A 17,958-nucleotide genomic window follows, 5' to 3' on the forward strand; every position below is an offset into this window, starting at 1 on the left:
CTTACTCCGTGACGTTAGAGACATGCCAGCTGACCGCCTCCCACATGGCATCCAGCCGGGATGAGGGCATCGCCGGCATTGTGATCCGCTCGACCGCCTCGACGGCGCCGCGAGCAAAACCCAGACGCAGTTTTTCCCAACAGGGTTGTCCGACCCAGGCCTTGAGCAGCAACAGCCCGGCCTCTTCGCACGGATACTGTCGCCACCCTTCGGGTATCCAATTGCCAGGCTGCAAGGCCTTGGCCATGCGCCGGCACCAGGTGTGACAGGCGTCATCCAGGGTCGATAGCGGTTCGCTCCCGCCGCAGATGACGACTGCCAGTTCCAACGCCCGTTGACGACCCTGCGGTTCGAGCAGAAGCAGGCGCAACAAGGCCGGATGCGGTTTTTGCGCCGGCAGCGCCCGGACTTCCAGCCGGTGACTCAGCCACGAATAGCGAAGTTTGCCGCAGGTTTCGAACAGCCCAGCATCCACGCCGCAACGCGCTGCCAGCTCCCAACTCGGATGGGCATCGGACCAACCATGGGCCCACCAACGCAACCAGTTCAACAAAGGCTCGGTGCCTGGTGCGACGTTCATCGGGCGTCGCTCACAGGCTCTTTATCGGGCTTGAGGCGGGTCGTCAGGTTTTTTCGCCAACTCGGGCTCAACGCGAACAGTCCGATCATGAACAACAGCAGTCCCACTGTGCAAAGCAATGCCGTCAACTGCCAGAACTCCCAGCGCTCACGCGGGATGACGAACGATCCGAAGCTGACCATGTCCGGTTGCGCCTGATAGGTCTCAGCCGGGACGAAAACCACCGAGAGTTTCTTTTCATCGGCGCCGGCCATGCCCGGGATACTGCTGGCGACCATGCTGCGAATGCGCGGCACGACACTGTCCGGGTCGAAATCCTCGCGATGCTTGATGAACACCGCCGCCGAAGCAGGTTGCACCGGCTCACCGGGGGCAATGCGCTCAGGCAGCACGACATGGACGCGCGCCACCACCACTCCGTCGATCTGCGAAAGCGTGCGCTCCAGTTCCTGGGACAAGGCGTAGATGTAGCGCGCCCGCTCCTCCAGCGGCGAAGAGATCACCCCTTCCTTGCGAAAAATATCGCCCAGGCTCGAATGCGAATCCCTTGGCAGCCCTACGGCGCTGAGTACCCGAACGGCGCGGGAAATATCCTGTGCGGCGACCAGCACCGCCACACTGGTCTTGTCGACGCGTTTCTGGGCATCGATGTGTTTGCTCGCCAATTCGGCAAGCACTTCGTTGGCGTCCTGTTCGGACAGGCCACGGTGCAACTCCATCCGGTCGCCACAGGCCGCGATCGACATCGACAGCAGCAGGAGCGCTGCCAGTCTCAATACTCTAAGACGCATATTCGTGCCTATTGCAGACTGGTGAGTTTTTCCACGCTCTGTGCGGCTTTGCTGACGATTTTTGCGCTCAGCAGACTCTCCAGGTAAAACGAGGACAACGAGCGGTTGGCCTTCATTGCATCTTGCGGATCGATGGAGCGCGAGGCCCGATCCAGGTCCCGTGCCGCCCGATCACTGAAGCCTTGCAGCGACAACGAGGCTTGCGACGCCGGTATGGCCACCTGATCGGCACTGGCCGGTTTTTCGGCGGGACGCTGCATCTGCGCGCTGAACCAGGCGATGTCTGCCCTGGCAGGAGCATCGTCCGGCGTCATTGCAGAACCGGATATCGTTGAATGACTATCTGCTATGCGTGTAATCGCCATCACGCTTCTCCTGCCAAAGCATGGGTGATGCCCTCAACCGCGGGCGTTGGTGGACGACTGCTGGACCAGCACGGACAGAACGTTACCCGCCGCAATACTGGCGTCGGTCTGCAGCGTATTGCCCGCGCCACCGTTCAGGAAGTTCTGCGCGGCGTTCGGCATGTCCGCTGCCAGCGAGTTGCCTTGAGCGTTGTCCTTGACCTGCCCCTTGATCATGTCGATGGCTTTCTGGAATTGCGCGCCTTCGGCACGGGACATGTAGGTATCGCCCTCGGACAGCTCACCCATCCAATCCTTCGACTTGCCATCCGGCTTGCCGAACTCTTCCGGATGCATGTCCATGAAGCGCGCGACTTCCTTGAGCAAGTCCTTGTCTTCAGGGTTGAACGCCACCTCGCCACGCTTGTCGCGGGCAGGATCGCCGGTCGGCTTGAGCAGGTTGTCGAGCTTCTCTTCGCCCAGGTCACCGAGCAAGGCCGACAGCAAGTCGTTGGTGTCCAGCGAGCCCGAGTTGCCCTGTGTATTGCTGGTGCCGCCGGCATTGCCCGCGCCACCACCGAGGATCTCCTGGATCAGACTCTCCAACCCTTTGGTAAAGGCTTTCTTTTCATCACCGCTGAGATAGTCGTCCTCGGTCAGTTCATCTTTCCAGCCATTCACATTGCCGGTGGCATCGTCAGGTTTGCCGAACTTCTCCGGGTTCTTGTCCATATGCTCGGCGACCATGCCGATCAGCGGGTTTTTCTCGTCGAATGTCGCGCCGCTGCCTTTCTTTTCAAGCAGTACGTCGACCAGCAACGAGGCGATGCTGCTGGCGGTATCGCTGTTCTTACTGTCAAATTCGGCAGCGGTATTGAAACCGCTGGGCACCGAAGCGGTACTAAGCGAAGAAGAAATCATGTGTTCTACTCCTCGAAAATGATGAGCCATACAGCCCCACCCGTTATTACGGGCAGGGCTGTCGACAACTTAGTAGTTGATGGCCTTGCCAGTTTGTTGCATCGCGTTCTGGGACTTGGTTGCCGAGTCCTGATAGGCACTGGAGATACCGTTCACGGTATCGGTCATCATCTTGTTGGATTGAGCTTCAGCGTTCATCGTAGTGGTCGCAGCAGCAGTTGCGTCCATTTTGGTCATTGCAGCCATCGAAGCGCCGAGAGAAGCACCACCAGCCATAGTTATTACTCCTGATCATTAAAGTTATTTGAACATCGACATGACGTTCGCTTAATGAGTGGAGGTGCGTGAAAAATGGTTCCAATGTTTCTTGAGACGAACAATCAAACAGCATTACAACGACGCCAGCCGAACATTCAGGCGTGGGCCATGTCTGCGCCTGCCCAATCGCGTGCCGCCTTGATGTCCAACTCTTTCATACGGTGGTAAAGCGTCCGCTTGGGGATACCCAGCTCACTGACCACCGCCTCGATGCACTTGGCATGGCGAGACAGGGAATCCTGGATCAACGCTTTCTCGAACGAGCGCAGCCGGGATTTCAGCAGTACCGGGCTTTCTCCGCTGGCGTGCGACTCGCCTTGCAGGGGCGCAACTCCCAGCACGAAACGCTCGGCGGCCCCCTTGAGCTCGCGGATGTTGCCTGGCCAATGATGCGCGAGCAGTTGCTTGCGCAAATCAGCCGCGGCCGGGATTGCGGACTTGGCGTGCCTGGATGCCGCCTCGCAGGCAAAGCGCTCGAACAATGGCAATATCAGATCGGGTCGCGAGCGCAGGGTCGGCAGCTTGACGGTGATGACATTCAGACGAAAGAACAGGTCGCGACGGAATTTACCTTGCTCGACCAGGGTTTTCAGCGGGGTCTGCGTGGCGACGAGGATGCGCAGGTCCAACGGTACGAAACGCGTCGAGCCCAACCGCTCGATACCGCGCATTTCCAGGACCCGAAGCAACTTTGCCTGTAACAGGGGCGGCATGCTGTCGATCTCGTCGAGAAACAGGGTGCCCTTGTCGGAAGACTCGATGTAACCGGCCCGGGATTTAAGCGCCCCGGTAAAAGCCCCCGCCATGACGCCGAACAATTCGCTTTCCGCCAGTTGCTCAGGCACCGCGGCACAGTTCAGCGCGACAAACGGCCCCGGGCGTCCGGAAAGTTGGTGGGCACGGCGCGCCAACGTATCTTTCCCGGTACCCGTCTCCCCTTCGAGAATCATGTCCACCTTGAGCGGCGCGGCGGTTCGTATGAAAGATTGCAGCGTTCCCCAGATATCCAGAACTTCATGCACCTGTTGTGGATGGTCATGCTCCATATCGCCCCCGCCATCCCTTCCATTCACCATAATAAAACTCCTAGGCCGCCTGGGCTTTTCATTCGATTGTGTCTAGTGGAAACCCGATCCTTTTATTTTCTCTTGGGCGTTGCTGAACGCATGATAATCAAGCTCCAATCGACATCCCATTCCGTGACACCGGTTACATTTTCCAAATTTGCAGAGACAGTCACAAACTCATCAATTGCAAACAGTCGGAACCGGTGCCGCCCTCGGTCAGGGTCTCGAAACAAGCCGCTATGATCCGTCACCCGACTGTCAAAATCATCGGCGTTCTCCATGAACAATCTCTATGGGGGCGTTGTGATTATTCAATTGATCGCAAGGGACTAGTGGCCTGTGTGGCTAATTCGTTTACTCAACTTCGGCGCCAGGACTTGCCAGCCTGCGTTGCCATTCCTCGCCGTAGCGGGGCTACGACTCGTCATGGCGCCTTGCCTGGCAAGCCCTGGCACTCGAATTTGAGTACTCGAATTAACCGTACAGGCCACTAGGGTTTGTACCAAAAGTCGCGGGCGGAGGTCGACCGAAGAGAAGGCGAGCCTCCGCGCAGGAGACTCGCCAAAGGCGAAGTGGAGGCTTAAGAAGGGCTGCGCCGGCGATGGAAGGATACGCCTGATCAGTCGCTGCCCAGCATTGCACGAAGAGCCTGTTGTGCTTCGCCGGCGCGAAGACAAGCCGTGTGTTCATTCCACTTCTCGCAGGGCTTCATCGAAAAACCGGAATCGTCCCCGCCGCTGTTCGGCGGTCACCCGACTCGGTCAACCGTCGTCCCAGTTCGGCGATACGGGCTTCGCCCGCCTCGAGCGCCGCGGCAGAGGTATGCACCGAGTAATAGCCAAGGTGCAACGGGTAAGGGTGAGGTACGGCAGACCCCAGGACAAACACCGCATCCGCCGCTCCCGCAGCCTCGAGCACAATCGGCGTCTCGCTCGGTTCGAAGACAACCATCTCACCCGCGACGACGGCAGCGGCGCCACCGAGAGAGCCTTGTGCAAGCGCCAGCCAACCAACGTCGTGGCCGGCCGGAGGCTGGTAGGTCCAGCGCTCCCCTGCCCGCAGGGTCACCAACAGGTAGTTGATGCCTTCGGGGGCAGGTACCGGGCTTTGCATGCCGTCGTACTTTCCGACGATGACGTACGCCGGCCCCGCCTGCACCATGTCCCTGGCTTCGATATAGCGGCTGACCGGCTCGCCGTTTTCCACCTCGGCAGGCAACGACAACCAGAGCTGGAACCCCTGGATACGCGACACGTCGTCGGGGGTCATCTCCTTGCCGTGCCACACTCCGCTGCCGGCCCGCATCCACTCGACGCCGCCATAACCCAGCGTCCCGGAACCGGCCTCCACATCGCTGTAGCGCATGCGGCCCTCGGTGAAGACCGTCACCGTCGCAACACCCGAGTGGGGATGGAGCGGCATATTGGCCATCGCCTGGAGGGTTGCCCGGTTCGCATCGAAGATGTCCAGGAACACAAAAGGTTTTACAACTTGCCCCAGGTCGGAAGGACTCATCAACCGGGTGATGGGGCCGTGGCCATGGCCTCGCGTACGCTGTACGACGCGCCGGGGGTTGCGCAGGGAATCATGGGTATTCATGTCTTTTCTCCAAACATCAGACGCGACCCAGCACCGCCGCGAAATCGGCACGATGCAACCAGGTGACCGTCGCAGTGATGAACAGCAGCACAATGGCCGGCGCGGGACTGCCGCCGATGACAAACAGGTGGACCAGGACGGCAACGAGCATAGTGCTTGCCAGCAGCAGTCCGCCGAATACGGCGCTCGTCGATCTCAGGAGGGCGATGGCACCGATCACCTCGACAACGCCTGTCACGATGCGAAACCACTGACCGACGCCGATCTTGTCGAATATCTCGATCATCATCGGCACGCCCGCGAGCTTGGCGCCACCGGCGCTGAGAAACACGACAGCCGCAAGAATGCGCAGTCCCAGGGAGGTGAATTTCATTGCTCGACTGGGTGCGTTTCGCGTTGCTGAAGAAGTTTTTTTCATAAAGGACCTGTTGGGCACGTTATGCGGTGAGCGTTTCGATTTGGTCTACGGCCGAGTTGATGGCGGCAGTACGGTTTTCCGCACTTATGGCCAGGCCTTCAGCCCGGACAAAGGTGATGTCAGTGATACCCAGGAAGCCGAAGAAACCCCGCAGGTAGGTTTCCTGGTGATCGAGGAAAGCGATTGGAGAACCTTCGCTATAGAAGCCACCGCGCGTCGAGGCAACGATCACGCGCTTGCCGCCGACCAGCCCCTCGGGTCCCTGTTCCGTGTAGCGGAAGGTCTTGCCCGACACCGCAATCCGATCCAGCCAGGCACGAAGCTGTGAGGGCAGCGAAAAGTTGTACATCGGCGCGCCGATCACCACGACGTCGGCGGCGAGAAAATCGTTGAGGATTGCGGTATTACGGGCAACAGCCTGCTTCACTTCATCGTCCTGAGGCTCGATACCCTGGTAGGCAAAGAACTCGGCGGTGGACAAATGGCCGATCGGCTCAGTGACAAGATCATGCCGGATGACTTTGCGCCCGGGTACGATCTGACTCAAGCGATTGACGATGGCTGCCGAGAGCTGGCGGCTGGCCGAATGTTCATTCAGGATACTGGCGTCGATATGAAGTACTGTCATGGCTGAATTCCTGGTATAAATTTGTTACTGGAATCAGCAATGTAATCAGCATTTCAGCTGTACACAATAAGGCACACAAAGTGAACCCGGTATTATGAATGTGACTGAATCGCCTCATAACCTGCAAAGCACCGACTGCCAGAAAGTCAGTCAGGTACTGGCTCGCGTCGGGGAAAAATGGAGCGTCCTGATTATCATGCTGCTTGAGAGCGGCCCGCGCCGTTTCACGGAAATCAAGCGCACCATCAATGGCATATCGCAACGGATGCTGACGCTTTGCCTGCGCGGACTCGAACGGGACGGGTTGATCAAGCGAACGGTCTATTCGGTCATGCCACCGCACGTGGAATACGAATTGACGCCACTCGGGCGTTCACTCACGGTGCCCGTCATCGCGCTTGGATTGTGGGCTCAGAACCATACTGCCGATATCGATGCGGCCAGGAATGCGTTCGATGCACGGGAGGACACTCAGGGCAATTCCGCGACCCAATCCAAGTAGCCGGACGGATGACCGATGGCAATCGAGCCGCCGTTGCAGCGCTATATCTGGCACGGCCGTTTCAGGCCTGCACCGGCAACATATCGGGCATGCACTGCCCGTTTTAAAGGAGATTCGCATGAAACTGTACTTCGCCCCCATGACCTGCTCCCTGTCACCCCACATCGTGCTGCGTGAACTGGGCTTACCGTTCGAACTGATCCGGGTCAACAACAAGACCAAAGCCACGGCAGACGGCCAGGATTTTCGCGACATCAACCCAAAGGGATACGTCGCCGCACTGGTGCTCGATAACGGCCAAGTGTTGACCGAAGGTCCGGCTATCGTCCAATACCTGGCCGATCAGGTTCCGGGCAATTCACTGGCTCCCGCCAACGGCACCTGGGAGCGCACGCGTCTACAAGAACTGCTGAACTTCATCACTTCCGAAATCCATGGCGGCAGCGCACCGCTGTTCAATGCCGATATCCCTGAGCCCACCAAAGAAATCTTCCGGCAGAAACTGTTCAAGCGCCTGGACTACCTGAACAAGGGCCTGCGGAACAAAGACTACCTGCTGGGCGCCTTTGGCCTGGCCGATGCCTACCTGTTCACCGTGCTGAAGTGGCTGCCGTTCTTCAATATCGACGTCAAGGACTGGTCCGAGCTGGCGTCGTTCATGGAGCGTATGGAAGCACGTCCAAGCGTGCAGGCCGCCATTGCCGCAGAAGAGGCAACGCAGCCGGTTTAATCACGGATGACAGAAAGGCCTTGGCTCCCACGCTTCGCGCATGCTATCGGGGCCGGGCCCAAAGCCCAGCGCTCCTCCAACAGGCACCAAGCTCAATGGTTGTAGGCACGCTCGTTATGCTCGGCCAGATCCAGGCCCATTTCTTCCACTGACTCATCGGCGCGCAAGCCGATCAAGGCCTTGACTACCTTGAGAATGATCCAGCTGACGATGAAACAGTAAACGGTCGTCAGCGCCACGCCTTTGATCTGCGCCATGACCTGTCCCCCCAGGGTCACGCCGTCGACCAGCCCGCCCAGCGATGGCACGCAGAACACGCCGGTCAATAACGCGCCGATCATCCCGCCGATGCCATGCAAGCCAAACACGTCGAGGCTGTCGTCGTAGCCGAAACGACGTTTCAGCACCGTGACGCTCAAGTAGCAAAACACCCCGCACAACAGACCGATAGCCAACGCGCCGCCGACGCCGACATAAGCGCACGCCGGGGTGATACCGACCAGGCCTGCCAGCGCACCGCTGGCCAGGCCCAAGGCGCTGGGTTTGCCGACCTTGAACCATTCGGTGAACATCCAGCCGAGAATGCCGGCGCAGGCGCCCAGTTGGGTGTTGAGCATGACGATGCCGGACGTACCGTTGAGACTACCGCCGGAGCCGATGTTGAAACCGAACCAGCCAACCCAGAGCATGCCCGCGCCAGTCATGGTCAGGCTCAGGTTGTGGGCCGGCATCGGCGCGTTCTGATAGCCCTTGCGCTTGCCGAGGATCAGGCAGGCGGCCAGCGCGGCGACGCCGGCATTGATATGCACGGCAGTACCGCCGGCAAAGTCGAGCACGCCCCAGTTGTGCATCAAGGCACCGGCGCCGCCCCAAACCATATGGGCCACGGGGGCATACACCAGAGTGAACCACAGCGCCATGAACAGCAGTGCCGCCGAGAATTTCATGCGCTCGGCGAACGCCCCGGCGATCAGCGCGGGAGTGATGATGGCGAAGGTCATCTGGAAGGTCACGAACACCCCTTCAGGAATATCCCCCACCAGGCTTTCGGCGGTCATGCCCACCAAAAAGGCCCGGCTCAAACCACCAACAAAACTGTTGAAGCTCACCTGCCCTTCGATCATGCCGCTGCTGTCGACCACCATGCTGTATCCGTAAATCACCCATAGCACGCCCACCAGACCGGCGATGCCGAAGCACTGAGTGAACAGCGACAGCATGTTTTTCGCCCGTACCAAACCACCGTAGAACAATGCGAGGCCCGGCAGACACATGAACAGCACCAGCACCGCGGCAGTGACCATCCAAGCGGTGCTGCCAGTATTGAGGCTGGGCGCTTCAGCGGCCTGGACCATCGGCGCGATTGCACCGACGGATAACGCGCCAAGAAAGGATTTGCCGAAAAGACGATTGACCATGTTCAAAGCTCCTGCAAAAGAAGGGATGTGTCGGGCAGTGAGCAAATGGCAAACAATGGGCCTTGATGGCCTCTTCGAATAAAGCGGGACGCGAAGCGTCCCGTGAGGTATTCCCACGCGAGAGCATGGGAACGAGCTTCAGTAACCGGATCCAGGCACCCAGTTGGTTCCCGCCAGGGGCACCCGGGCCATGGCCGCCGATTCAACGGTCAGTGCCACCAGGTCTTCGGGATCGAGGTTGTGCAGATGCGACTTGCCGCACGCACGGGCCATGGTCTGCGCCTCCAGCACCAATACCCTCAGGTAGTTGGCCAGGCGGCGACCGCCTTCCACCGGGTCCAGGCGCTTGGACAGCTCCGGATCCTGGGTGGTGATCCCGGCCGGGTCACGGCCGTTCTGCCAGTCGTCGTAGAAACCGGCGGCCGAGCCGATTTTCTTCAGTTCCTCGTCCAGGTGTGGATGGTTGTCGCCCAAGGCGATCAACGCCGCAGTACCGATGGCTACTGCATCCGCGCCCAGGGCCATGGCCTTGGCCACGTCGGCGCCGTTGCGGATGCCGCCGGAGACGATCAACTGCACCTTGCGATGCATGCCCATCTCCTGCAACGCCTGGACCGCTTGTGGGATGGCCGGCAGGATCGGAATGCCCACGTGTTCGATAAACACTTCCTGAGTCGCCGCGGTGCCGCCCTGCATGCCGTCAAGTACGATCACATCGGCCCCCGCCTTCACCGCCAGCTTGACGTCGTAGTACGGCCGGCTGGCACCGATCTTCACGTAGATCGGTTTTTCCCAATCGGTGATTTCGCGCAGTTCAGCGATTTTGATCGCCAGGTCATCCGGGCCGGTCCAGTCCGGGTGACGGCAGGCGCTGCGCTGATCGACGCCAATCGGCAAGGTCCGCATGCCGGCGACGCGCTCGGTGACCTTCATGCCCAGCAGCATGCCGCCGCCACCGGGTTTGGCGCCCTGCCCCAACACGATTTCAATGGCGTCGGCCTTGCGCAGATCGTCCGGATTCATGCCGTAGCGCGATGGCAGATATTGATAGACCAGATGCTGCGACTGGCCGCGCTCTTCCGGCGTCATGCCGCCGTCACCGGTGGTGGTGCTGGTGCCGGCGATGGTCGCACCACGGCCCAGGGCTTCCTTGGCGTTGGCCGAGAGCGCGCCGAAACTCATGCCGGCGATGGTCACCGGGATCTTCAGGTGGATCGGTTTTTTGGCGAAGCGATTGCCGAGGATCACATCGGTGCCGCACTTCTCCCGATAGCCTTCCAGTGGGTAGCGCGACACGCTGGCGCCGAGCAGCAGCAAGTCATCGAAATGCGGCACCCTGCGCTTGGTGCCACCGCCGCGGATGTCGTAGATGCCGGTCTCGGCGGCGCGCTGGATTTCCTGGATGGTCAGGCGGTCGAAGGTCGCGGACTCGCGCAGCACCGGGGTGCCTGCTTTCTGGGTAGTAGGGTCGCTCATGTCTATTCTCCTGGCGCGGATCAGTACGCGGACGCGTTATCGACTTTGAAGTTGTACAACTGACGGGCCGAACCATAACGCTTGAAATTCGCCGGGTCGGCGCTGAAGCCGGCCTGGTTGAGCAGCTCCCGCAACTCTTCCAGGTGCTCGGCGCGCATCTCTTTCTCGACGCAGTCAGAACCCAGGGACTGCACGCTGCCCTGCACGTAGATACGGGTTTCATACAGCGAGTCGCCCAGCGCATCGCCGGCATCGCCGCACACCACCAGCCGACCGGCCTGGCCCATGAAGCAACTCATGTGGCCGATGCTGCCGCCGACCACGATGTCGATGCCTTTCATGGAAATACCGCAACGGGCACCGGCATCGCCTTCGATCACCAGCAACCCGCCATGGGCAGTGGCGCCAGCGGCCTGGGACGCGCTGCCCTTGATCCGCACGCTGCCGGACATCATGTTTTCCGCAACGCCGACGCCGGCGTTGCCGTGCACGGTGATGTTGGCTTTCTGGTTCATGCCTGCACAGTAGTAACCGGCATGCCCCTGGATATCGATGCTCAGGGCCTGGTTCACCCCGACCGCGAGGTTGTGCTTGCCGTTGGAATGGGTCACCACCCACTCGGGTTCCTCCAGGTGGTCGACCTGGTTGTGCAGCGCCTGATTGAGCTCACGCACGGTGGCAGTGGAAAGATCGATGGTTTTCATGTGTGCTCCTCTTTAGGCGGACTCGCGTTCCCAGATGTACATGGTGGCCGGTGCAGGCTCCCAGACCTTGGCGTGCTCGATACCCGGCAGGCTCGACAGGGCCTGGTATTCGGAAGCCATGGCCACGTAGTCGTCGGTCTCGGCGAGGATCGCCGGCTTGCAGGCAATCGGATCGCGAATCACCGCGAAACCATTGCGGGTGCCGATGGCAAACGTGAAGAAGCCGTCCAGGTTCTCCAGGGAATGGTCCAGCGCCTCTTTGAGCGAGTCGCCTTGTTGCAGGCGCCAGGTCAGGTAGCCGGCAGCCACTTCCGTGTCGTTCTCGGTCTCGAACTGAATGCCTTCGCGCTTGAGCTCCTGGCGCAGACGAAAGTGATTGGACAGCGAGCCGTTATGCACCAGGCACAGGTCGGCGCCGGTGGAAAACGGGTGACTGCCTTCCATGGTCACCGCGCTTTCGGTGGCCATGCGGGTATGACCGATGATGTGGCTACCCTTCATCCCGGACAGACCGAAGCGTTGGGAAATTTCCTGCGGCAAGCCCATGCCCTTGAGGATTTCGATGCTCTGCCCGGCACTCATGATCCGAACGCTCGGTGCCAGTTCAGCCAGCGCCTGGCGCACCGGCGCTTCTTCTGCCTGGATTTTCAACACGGCGGCGCTGGCGTTCTGAAACCAGTCCAGGGAACAGCCGAGACGGCCTTCCAATGCACCCATCAAGGCGTTCCAGTCAAAGCCTTCGGTGGTCGCCTGCAAGGTCAACTTGACCCAGCCATCGGCGACTTCATCGCCATAAATGGCGAAGCCGGCGCTGTCCGGGCCACGGTCGGTCATGGCTTGCAACATGGGTTCGAACAGCTTGCCGAGCTGGGATTCCAGCTGCGGATTTTTCAGGTAAAGGCCTACGATTCCACACATATCAAGTCTCCTTCGGAGGCAGTGAACAGCCGACGCAGTGCCGGATGCCCGAATGGTTGTTGAGGGAACAGTCAGAAGAATTCGGTGTAGCGCTGGATCTCCCAATCGGAGACATGGCGGCTGTACTCCACCCACTCCATGCGCTTGAGCTTGATGAACTCGCCCACGATCTGCGGCCCCATCACTTCGGCGAACAACGGGTCGGCTTCCAACGCGTCACAGGCCTCCTTGAGCGATTGCGGCAAGGTCTTGATGCCCCGGGCGGCAATCTGCTCCAGGCTCAGGCCGTAGAGGTTTTCATTGCAGACGTTGTCGATTTGCAGCTGGCGGTCGATGCCATCGAGGCCCGCAGCGATGATCGCCGCGCTGACCAGATAAGGATTGCAACCGGCGTCCGGCAGGCGGAACTCCAGGCGGCCGTAGGGCACCCGCACCATGGCCGAACGATTGTTGGCACCGAAGGCGATGAAGGCTGGCGCCCAAGTCGCGCCGGACAGGGAGTTCCCGACCACCAAGCGCTTGTAGGAATTGACCGTCGGTGCGGCGAAAGCGCAGAGCGCCGGGCCGTGAGCCAACAGCCCGGCGGCGAAGTGATAGGCCAGTTTCGACAAGCCCATGCCGCTCGGGTCGCTGGCGTCGTGGAACAGGTTCTTGTTCTCGGCGCTGCTGATCGACAGGTGAAAGTGCATACCGTTGCCGGCCCGCTTGGGGTCGGGCTTGGGCATGAACGAGCAGATCATGCCCAGGTCGTTGGCGATCTCGCCGGCGGCCATGCGGAAAAACGTGAAGCGATCCGCCGAGGTCATGACATCGCTGTAGGTGTAGTTGATCTCGAACTGGCCGTTGGCATCCTCGTGGTCGATCTGATAGATCTCGAAATCCACTTGCTGCAAGGCTTCGGTCAGGCGCTCGAGAAACACCCGGGAACGGGACAGGCCCTTGTAGTCGTAGCAAGGCTTGTCCAGGTTGTCGCTGGCATCGACCAGTTGCAGCTTGCCCTGCTCGTCGCGGCGCATCAGGTTGAATTCCGGTTCCAGGCCAGTGTTGAGGGTCCAGCCCTTCTCCTGCAAACGCAGGATCTGCTGCTGCAACACATAACGGCTGTCATAGGGGTGCGGCTTGCCATCGACATGGCCGATACACACGACCCGACCATAACCCGGCTGCCACGGAACGGGCGTCAGCGTAGACAGATCCCCCCGAGCCATGAAGTCCGGACCGTGGGGCTCCATCCCCATGCCGCTGATGGCGAACCCGGCAAAACCGGCACCCTCCTCGGCGACCGTCTTGAGCCCACATACCGGTACCGATTTGGTCTTGGCTGCACCATGAATATCGACAAACTGTGCAAGCACGTACTTGATGCCGTGCTTGTCGATAATGCGCTGTGTTTCTGCTGGCAACATTGCTCGTCACTCCTTGCGAAAAGGCAAAAGGTTGTGGGTGGCTGCTGGCTCTTTTTATTTCTAAAAAGAAAGCTAGACGTTTTATTCCTAAAAGGAAAGATATTTTCTCAACAGGAATGCAAGGGCCTTGCCAGATTCGCCATAGGGTGTCGAGTTGCCGTAGAAAGCGCTTTCGTGCCGGTTATATGGGAATATTCTTTTCCCTAAAGGAATGTTGCACGGTGCATGGACGGCACACCTGATTCGCACTTTCCTGGTGCGAAACTAATATTATCGAACAGAAAGTGTGCAGGACCTGATGACTATGCCGATCGAAACCGCACCGCGTCTCAAGCTGGAGCAATACCTGGGCTTGCAGATCAAGCGTCAGCGCCAGGAGCAGGATCTGAAATTGTCCGATGTGGCCAAGATGGCCGATATCAGCCAGGGCATGTTGAGCAAGATCGAAAATGCCCAGGTATCCACCAGCCTGGACACCCTTAGCCGCTTGTGCGACGTGCTGGGCCTGCCATTGTCCAAGTTGTTCGGCGAATACGACCAGCAAGGCGGCAGTGCGCTGCTGGTGAAAGCCGATCAGGGCATGGAGGTGGTACGTCGTGGCACCGAGAAAGGCCACACCTACCATTTGCTCAACCACACCCGCGGGCCGAAGAAAAGTTTCGAGGCCTATATGGTCAGCATGGATGACGCCAGCGAGGAGTTCCCGACGTTCTCCCACCCCGGCACCGAATTCCTGCACCTGCTCCAGGGCGAACTGATCTATCGCCATGGCAACCAGCTGTACCACATGGAAGCCGGCGACAGTCTCACCTTCGAGGGCGAAATTCCCCATGGCCCCGAGCAACTGGTGCAAGTGCCGATTCGTTTGCTGTCGATCATGAACTACGGAAACGACAAGGGATAACGCCCTTCCCCTCCCTTCCCGCTTTACCCCCGCTGAGGCCGATCCCCATCGGCCTCAAGCATTTTCCTGCTGTAAAAAAACTTTCTCGAAAGTCTGGACGCGCTGCTGGCATTCCCCTATAAAGCCACTCAAAGGAATATTTTATTCCTCAGAAGAAAATAATCTCATGCATGAGATTGCTGTCTGCCCTGGTTTTTTCGCCCTGCGATGAGCTGCCGCCATCTTCCCGAGGACGTGTCATGCAACACGAAAAAAATCATTTCATCATCAAGATCACCTGTCCGGCGGTGTCCGGCATCGTCGCCGCCGTCACCACCTACCTGGCGGACAACGGTTGCTACATCGGGGAGATGGCGCAATTCGACGACGAGTTTAGCGGCCGCTTCTTCATGCGTGCGGTGTTCCGCTTCAACGATGGTCACCCTGGCGATATCCAACGGATCAAGGACGGTTTCAGCGACGTTGCCAATGCCTTCGACATGAACTGGGAACTGTACGACACCCGCGAACCGATGCGAGTGTTGCTGATGGTCAGCAAATTCGACCATTGCCTGACCGACCTGCTCTACCGCTATCACAAGGGCGAGATGGACATGACCATCACCGCCATCGTGTCCAACCACCTCGACCTGCGGCCCATGGCCGAACGCGAAGGCATCCGTTTCATCTACCTGCCCGTGACCAAAGAGACCAAGGCGCAGCAGGAAGCCGAACTGATGAAAGTCGTCGACGAAACCGGCACCGAACTGGTGGTGCTGGCGCGCTACATGCAGATTCTCTCGGACGATTTGTGCAAGCAGTTATCGGGACGAGCCATCAACATCCACCATTCGTTCCTGCCCGGTTTCAAGGGTGCCAAGCCCTATCACCAGGCCTATCAACGCGGAGTGAAACTGATTGGCGCCACCGCCCATTACGTCACCAGCGACCTCGACGAAGGGCCGATCATCGAGCAGGAAGTGCAACGTGTCGACCACGCCTATTTGCCCGACGACCTGGTCGCCATTGGCCGTGACACCGAAACCGTGGCCCTGTCCAAGGCGGTCAAGTACCACCTGGAACATCGGGTCTTCCTCAATCAGGACAGAACGGTGATTTTCCGGTGAACGTGCCCCGACTGATTGACGGCAAGGCTGCCGCCGCCCAAGTGCTGTTCCAGGTTCGCAAGGACGTGGACAGCTTGCGCGAACAAGACATTCAACCGGCCCTCGCGGTGATTCTGGTGGGCAGCGACCCGGCCAGCCAGGTCTATGTGCGCAACAAGATCCTGCGCGCCGAAGAGGTGGGCATTCGCTCCGTGGAGCATCGGCTTTCCCTCGACACCAGCACCGAACAACTGCTCAACCTGATCGCCACGCTGAATACCGACCGGTCGATCAACGGCATTCTCCTGCAATTGCCGTTGCCGGCGCACATCGATGAGTTACGCGCCCTGGAGGCCATTGCCCCGGGCAAGGACGTCGACGGTTTTCACAGTGAAAACGTTGGCGGACTCAGCCAGGGGCGTACGGTACTGGCGCCCTGCACCCCCAGCGGTTGCCTGTACCTGCTGGAGCAAACCTGTGGCGATCTGCGCGGCAAGCACGCGGTGGTGATCGGCCGCTCGAACATCGTCGGTAAACCCATGGCCGCCCTGCTGCTCAAGGCTGACTGTTCGGTGACCGTGCTGCATTCGCGCAGTCCCGATCCACAGGCGCTGTGCCGGCAGGCGGACATTGTCATTGCCGCCGTGGGACGCCCGCGGTTGATCGACGCCAGTTGGCTCAAGCCCGGCGCCGTGGTGATCGATGTCGGCATCAATCGCATCGAGGACGATGGCCGCAGCCGCCTGGTGGGCGATGTGGACTTCGACAACGCCCTGCCCCACGTCTCGGCGATTACTCCGGTACCCGGCGGCGTCGGCCCGATGACCATTGCCTTTCTGATGAAAAACACCGTGACCGCCGCCCTTATGCAACAGCAGGCTCAACGCAGCCAATCGGAGGCCCTATGCCGTTCAATCTATTGAAGTACGGGCTGAGTTCGGAATACCCGGTGGAGGTCGACCTGCCGCCACCCCAGGAGCTCAAGCCGAGCTATGACGTGGTGATCATCGGCGCCGGCGGCCACGGTCTGGCCACCGCTTATTACCTGTCCAGGTACCACGGCATCACCAACATCGCGGTGCTGGAAAAATCCTATCTGGGCGGCGGCAATACCGCGCGCAACACCGCGGTGATCCGCTCCAACTACCTGACCAGCGAAGGCGTACGTTTCTACGCGGAGTCGGTGCGGATGTTCCAGGGGCTGTCCAATGAATTCGACTTCAACATCATGTACTCCGAGCGCGGCCAACTGACCCTGGCCCATACCGATGCCACCGTGCGTTCGTTCCGCCAGCGGGCCGAGGTCAACAAGCATTTCGGCGGGCGTACCGAGATGATCGACCGCCAGCAGATCCGCGAACTGGTGCCGACCTTGAACCTCGATCCCGGTCACTTGCCGGTGCTCGCCGGGCTCTGGCACATCGACGGTGCCACTGCCCGCCACGACGCCGTCGCCTGGGGCTACGCCAAGCAGGCGGCCAAGCGCGGCGTGGAAATCCATCAGCTCACCGAGGTCCAGGACCTGATCATCGAGAACGGCGCCATCACCGCCGTCAAGACCAATCGCGGCACCATCAAATGCGGTTGCGCGGTGCAGGCGATTGCCGGGCACAGTTCCTTGCTGATGGCGAAAGCCGGGATCCGCTCGCCGATCCAGACCTTCCCGCTGCAAGCGATGGTCACCCAACCGTTCAAACCGTTTCTCGATCCACTGGTGAGTTCCTCCGCCCTGCACTGTTACGTGCAGCAGACCAGCCGTGGCGAAGTGGTGTTTGGCGGCGGCTCCGATCCGTATCCGCTGTTCAATACCCGCTCCACGCTGGACCTTAAGGAAAGCCTGTTGGCCCACGCCATCGAGATGTTCCCGTTCCTGGCAAACGCCAAACTGATGCGCCAATGGGCCGGCATCACCGACATGACCCCGGATTACAGTCCGATCATGGGCCTGTCACCGGTGAAGAATTACTACCTCGATGCCGGTTGGGGGACCTGGGGCTTCAAGGCCACGCCGATCTGCGGCAAGACCATGGCCGAGCTGGTTGCCAGCGGCGGCCAGGTGCCGGAGCTGATCAAACCCTTCGGCCTGGAGCGTTTCTCGACCTTCCAGCAAGTCAACGAAATGGGCGCCACGGCGGCCAGTCACTGACGG

At 59.9% G+C, this 17,958-nt stretch carries 21 protein-coding genes; 6 read left to right on the forward strand and 15 right to left on the reverse strand.

Features of this window, described 5'->3' with window-relative positions; all coding sequences use genetic code 11:
* Position 1 precedes the first annotated feature (1 nt).
* The 10 genes from N4Q37_RS00405 to N4Q37_RS00450 all read right to left on the reverse strand — a co-directional run bounded on the left by N4Q37_RS00405 (position 2) and on the right by N4Q37_RS00450 (position 6,666).
* Positions 2 to 580, reverse strand: coding sequence for a hypothetical protein (locus N4Q37_RS00405; RefSeq protein ID WP_260954409.1), 579 nt, complete (start codon positions 578 to 580; stop codon positions 2 to 4).
* Positions 577 to 1,371: a type III secretion system inner membrane ring lipoprotein SctJ gene (gene sctJ, locus N4Q37_RS00410; RefSeq protein ID WP_260954410.1), complete on the reverse strand. Its 795-nt coding sequence runs from the start codon at positions 1,369 to 1,371 to the stop codon at positions 577 to 579. The genes N4Q37_RS00405 and sctJ overlap by 4 nt, the downstream gene beginning before the upstream one ends.
* An 8-nt stretch (positions 1,372 to 1,379) precedes the next feature.
* Complete coding sequence (gene sctI, locus N4Q37_RS00415; RefSeq protein ID WP_260954411.1) at positions 1,380 to 1,685, reverse strand: type III secretion system inner rod subunit SctI; 306 nt, start codon at positions 1,683 to 1,685, stop codon at positions 1,380 to 1,382.
* Positions 1,686 to 1,769: 84 nt separating this feature from the next.
* Entirely contained in the window at positions 1,770 to 2,636 is an 867-nt protein-coding gene (locus tag N4Q37_RS00420) for a harpin HrpZ family protein (protein ID WP_260954412.1), read from the reverse strand.
* A gap of 69 nt (positions 2,637 to 2,705) precedes the next feature.
* Positions 2,706 to 2,912, reverse strand: coding sequence for an ATP-dependent helicase HrpA (locus N4Q37_RS00425; RefSeq protein WP_260954414.1), 207 nt, complete (start codon positions 2,910 to 2,912; stop codon positions 2,706 to 2,708).
* A gap of 137 nt (positions 2,913 to 3,049) precedes the next feature.
* On the reverse strand, positions 3,050 to 4,030 hold the full coding sequence (locus tag N4Q37_RS00430) for a sigma 54-interacting transcriptional regulator (protein WP_260954416.1): 981 nt from the start codon (positions 4,028 to 4,030) through the stop codon (positions 3,050 to 3,052).
* A 62-nt stretch (positions 4,031 to 4,092) separates the two neighbouring features.
* Complete coding sequence (locus N4Q37_RS00435) at positions 4,093 to 4,302, reverse strand: hypothetical protein (RefSeq protein ID WP_260954418.1); 210 nt, start codon at positions 4,300 to 4,302, stop codon at positions 4,093 to 4,095.
* A 427-nt stretch (positions 4,303 to 4,729) separates the two neighbouring features.
* Positions 4,730 to 5,620: a pirin family protein gene (locus tag N4Q37_RS00440; RefSeq protein WP_260954420.1), complete on the reverse strand. Its 891-nt coding sequence runs from the start codon at positions 5,618 to 5,620 to the stop codon at positions 4,730 to 4,732.
* Positions 5,621 to 5,636: 16 nt separating this feature from the next.
* A complete protein-coding gene (locus tag N4Q37_RS00445; protein ID WP_260954421.1) occupies positions 5,637 to 5,993 on the reverse strand; it encodes a DoxX family protein in 357 nt (118 codons plus the stop codon).
* 64 nt (positions 5,994 to 6,057) lie between these two features.
* Positions 6,058 to 6,666 carry an FMN-dependent NADH-azoreductase gene (locus N4Q37_RS00450; RefSeq protein WP_260954423.1) on the reverse strand — a complete coding sequence of 203 codons (609 nt, stop codon included), beginning with the start codon at positions 6,664 to 6,666 and terminating at the stop codon, positions 6,058 to 6,060.
* A 94-nt stretch (positions 6,667 to 6,760) separates the two neighbouring features.
* On the opposite strand from N4Q37_RS00450, the gene N4Q37_RS00455 reads away from it, so the two are divergent.
* Both N4Q37_RS00455 and gstA read left to right on the forward strand, forming a co-directional pair.
* Entirely contained in the window at positions 6,761 to 7,168 is a 408-nt protein-coding gene (locus N4Q37_RS00455; protein ID WP_260954425.1) for a winged helix-turn-helix transcriptional regulator, read from the forward strand.
* 118 nt (positions 7,169 to 7,286) lie between these two features.
* Complete coding sequence (gene gstA, locus N4Q37_RS00460; RefSeq protein ID WP_260954427.1) at positions 7,287 to 7,898, forward strand: glutathione transferase GstA; 612 nt, start codon at positions 7,287 to 7,289, stop codon at positions 7,896 to 7,898.
* Between the two features lie 92 nt (positions 7,899 to 7,990).
* On the opposite strand, the gene N4Q37_RS00465 is transcribed toward gstA, so the two are convergent.
* The 5 genes from N4Q37_RS00465 to glnT form a co-directional block, all read right to left on the reverse strand.
* Positions 7,991 to 9,316 carry an ammonium transporter gene (locus tag N4Q37_RS00465; RefSeq protein WP_260954428.1) on the reverse strand — a complete coding sequence of 442 codons (1,326 nt, stop codon included), beginning with the start codon at positions 9,314 to 9,316 and terminating at the stop codon, positions 7,991 to 7,993.
* A 138-nt stretch (positions 9,317 to 9,454) separates the two neighbouring features.
* On the reverse strand, positions 9,455 to 10,792 hold the full coding sequence (locus N4Q37_RS00470; RefSeq protein WP_260954429.1) for an FMN-binding glutamate synthase family protein: 1,338 nt from the start codon (positions 10,790 to 10,792) through the stop codon (positions 9,455 to 9,457).
* A 20-nt stretch (positions 10,793 to 10,812) separates the two neighbouring features.
* Complete coding sequence (locus N4Q37_RS00475) at positions 10,813 to 11,496, reverse strand: GltB/FmdC/FwdC-like GXGXG domain-containing protein (RefSeq protein ID WP_260954431.1); 684 nt, start codon at positions 11,494 to 11,496, stop codon at positions 10,813 to 10,815.
* A 12-nt stretch (positions 11,497 to 11,508) separates the two neighbouring features.
* On the reverse strand, positions 11,509 to 12,414 hold the full coding sequence (locus N4Q37_RS00480) for a class II glutamine amidotransferase (protein WP_260954432.1): 906 nt from the start codon (positions 12,412 to 12,414) through the stop codon (positions 11,509 to 11,511).
* Between the two features lie 71 nt (positions 12,415 to 12,485).
* Entirely contained in the window at positions 12,486 to 13,820 is a 1,335-nt protein-coding gene (glnT, locus tag N4Q37_RS00485) for a type III glutamate--ammonia ligase (protein WP_260954433.1), read from the reverse strand.
* Between the two features lie 298 nt (positions 13,821 to 14,118).
* On the opposite strand from glnT, the gene N4Q37_RS00490 reads away from it, so the two are divergent.
* From N4Q37_RS00490 to N4Q37_RS00505, 4 genes are all read left to right on the forward strand, one after another.
* On the forward strand, positions 14,119 to 14,724 hold the full coding sequence (locus N4Q37_RS00490) for a helix-turn-helix domain-containing protein (protein WP_449301157.1): 606 nt from the start codon (positions 14,119 to 14,121) through the stop codon (positions 14,722 to 14,724).
* A 239-nt stretch (positions 14,725 to 14,963) separates the two neighbouring features.
* A complete protein-coding gene (gene purU / locus N4Q37_RS00495) occupies positions 14,964 to 15,830 on the forward strand; it encodes a formyltetrahydrofolate deformylase (RefSeq protein ID WP_260954435.1) in 867 nt (288 codons plus the stop codon).
* Complete coding sequence (gene folD / locus N4Q37_RS00500; protein ID WP_260954436.1) at positions 15,827 to 16,732, forward strand: bifunctional methylenetetrahydrofolate dehydrogenase/methenyltetrahydrofolate cyclohydrolase FolD; 906 nt, start codon at positions 15,827 to 15,829, stop codon at positions 16,730 to 16,732. Before purU ends, folD begins: the two co-directional genes overlap by 4 nt.
* Positions 16,714 to 17,955, forward strand: coding sequence for an FAD-dependent oxidoreductase (locus N4Q37_RS00505; RefSeq protein ID WP_260954437.1), 1,242 nt, complete (start codon positions 16,714 to 16,716; stop codon positions 17,953 to 17,955). The genes folD and N4Q37_RS00505 overlap by 19 nt, the downstream gene beginning before the upstream one ends.
* Positions 17,956 to 17,958: the final 3 nt, after the last annotated feature.

It is taken from the genome of Pseudomonas citri (genome assembly GCF_025336485.1).
In the GTDB taxonomy this organism is placed as follows: domain Bacteria; phylum Pseudomonadota; class Gammaproteobacteria; order Pseudomonadales; family Pseudomonadaceae; genus Aquipseudomonas; species Aquipseudomonas citri.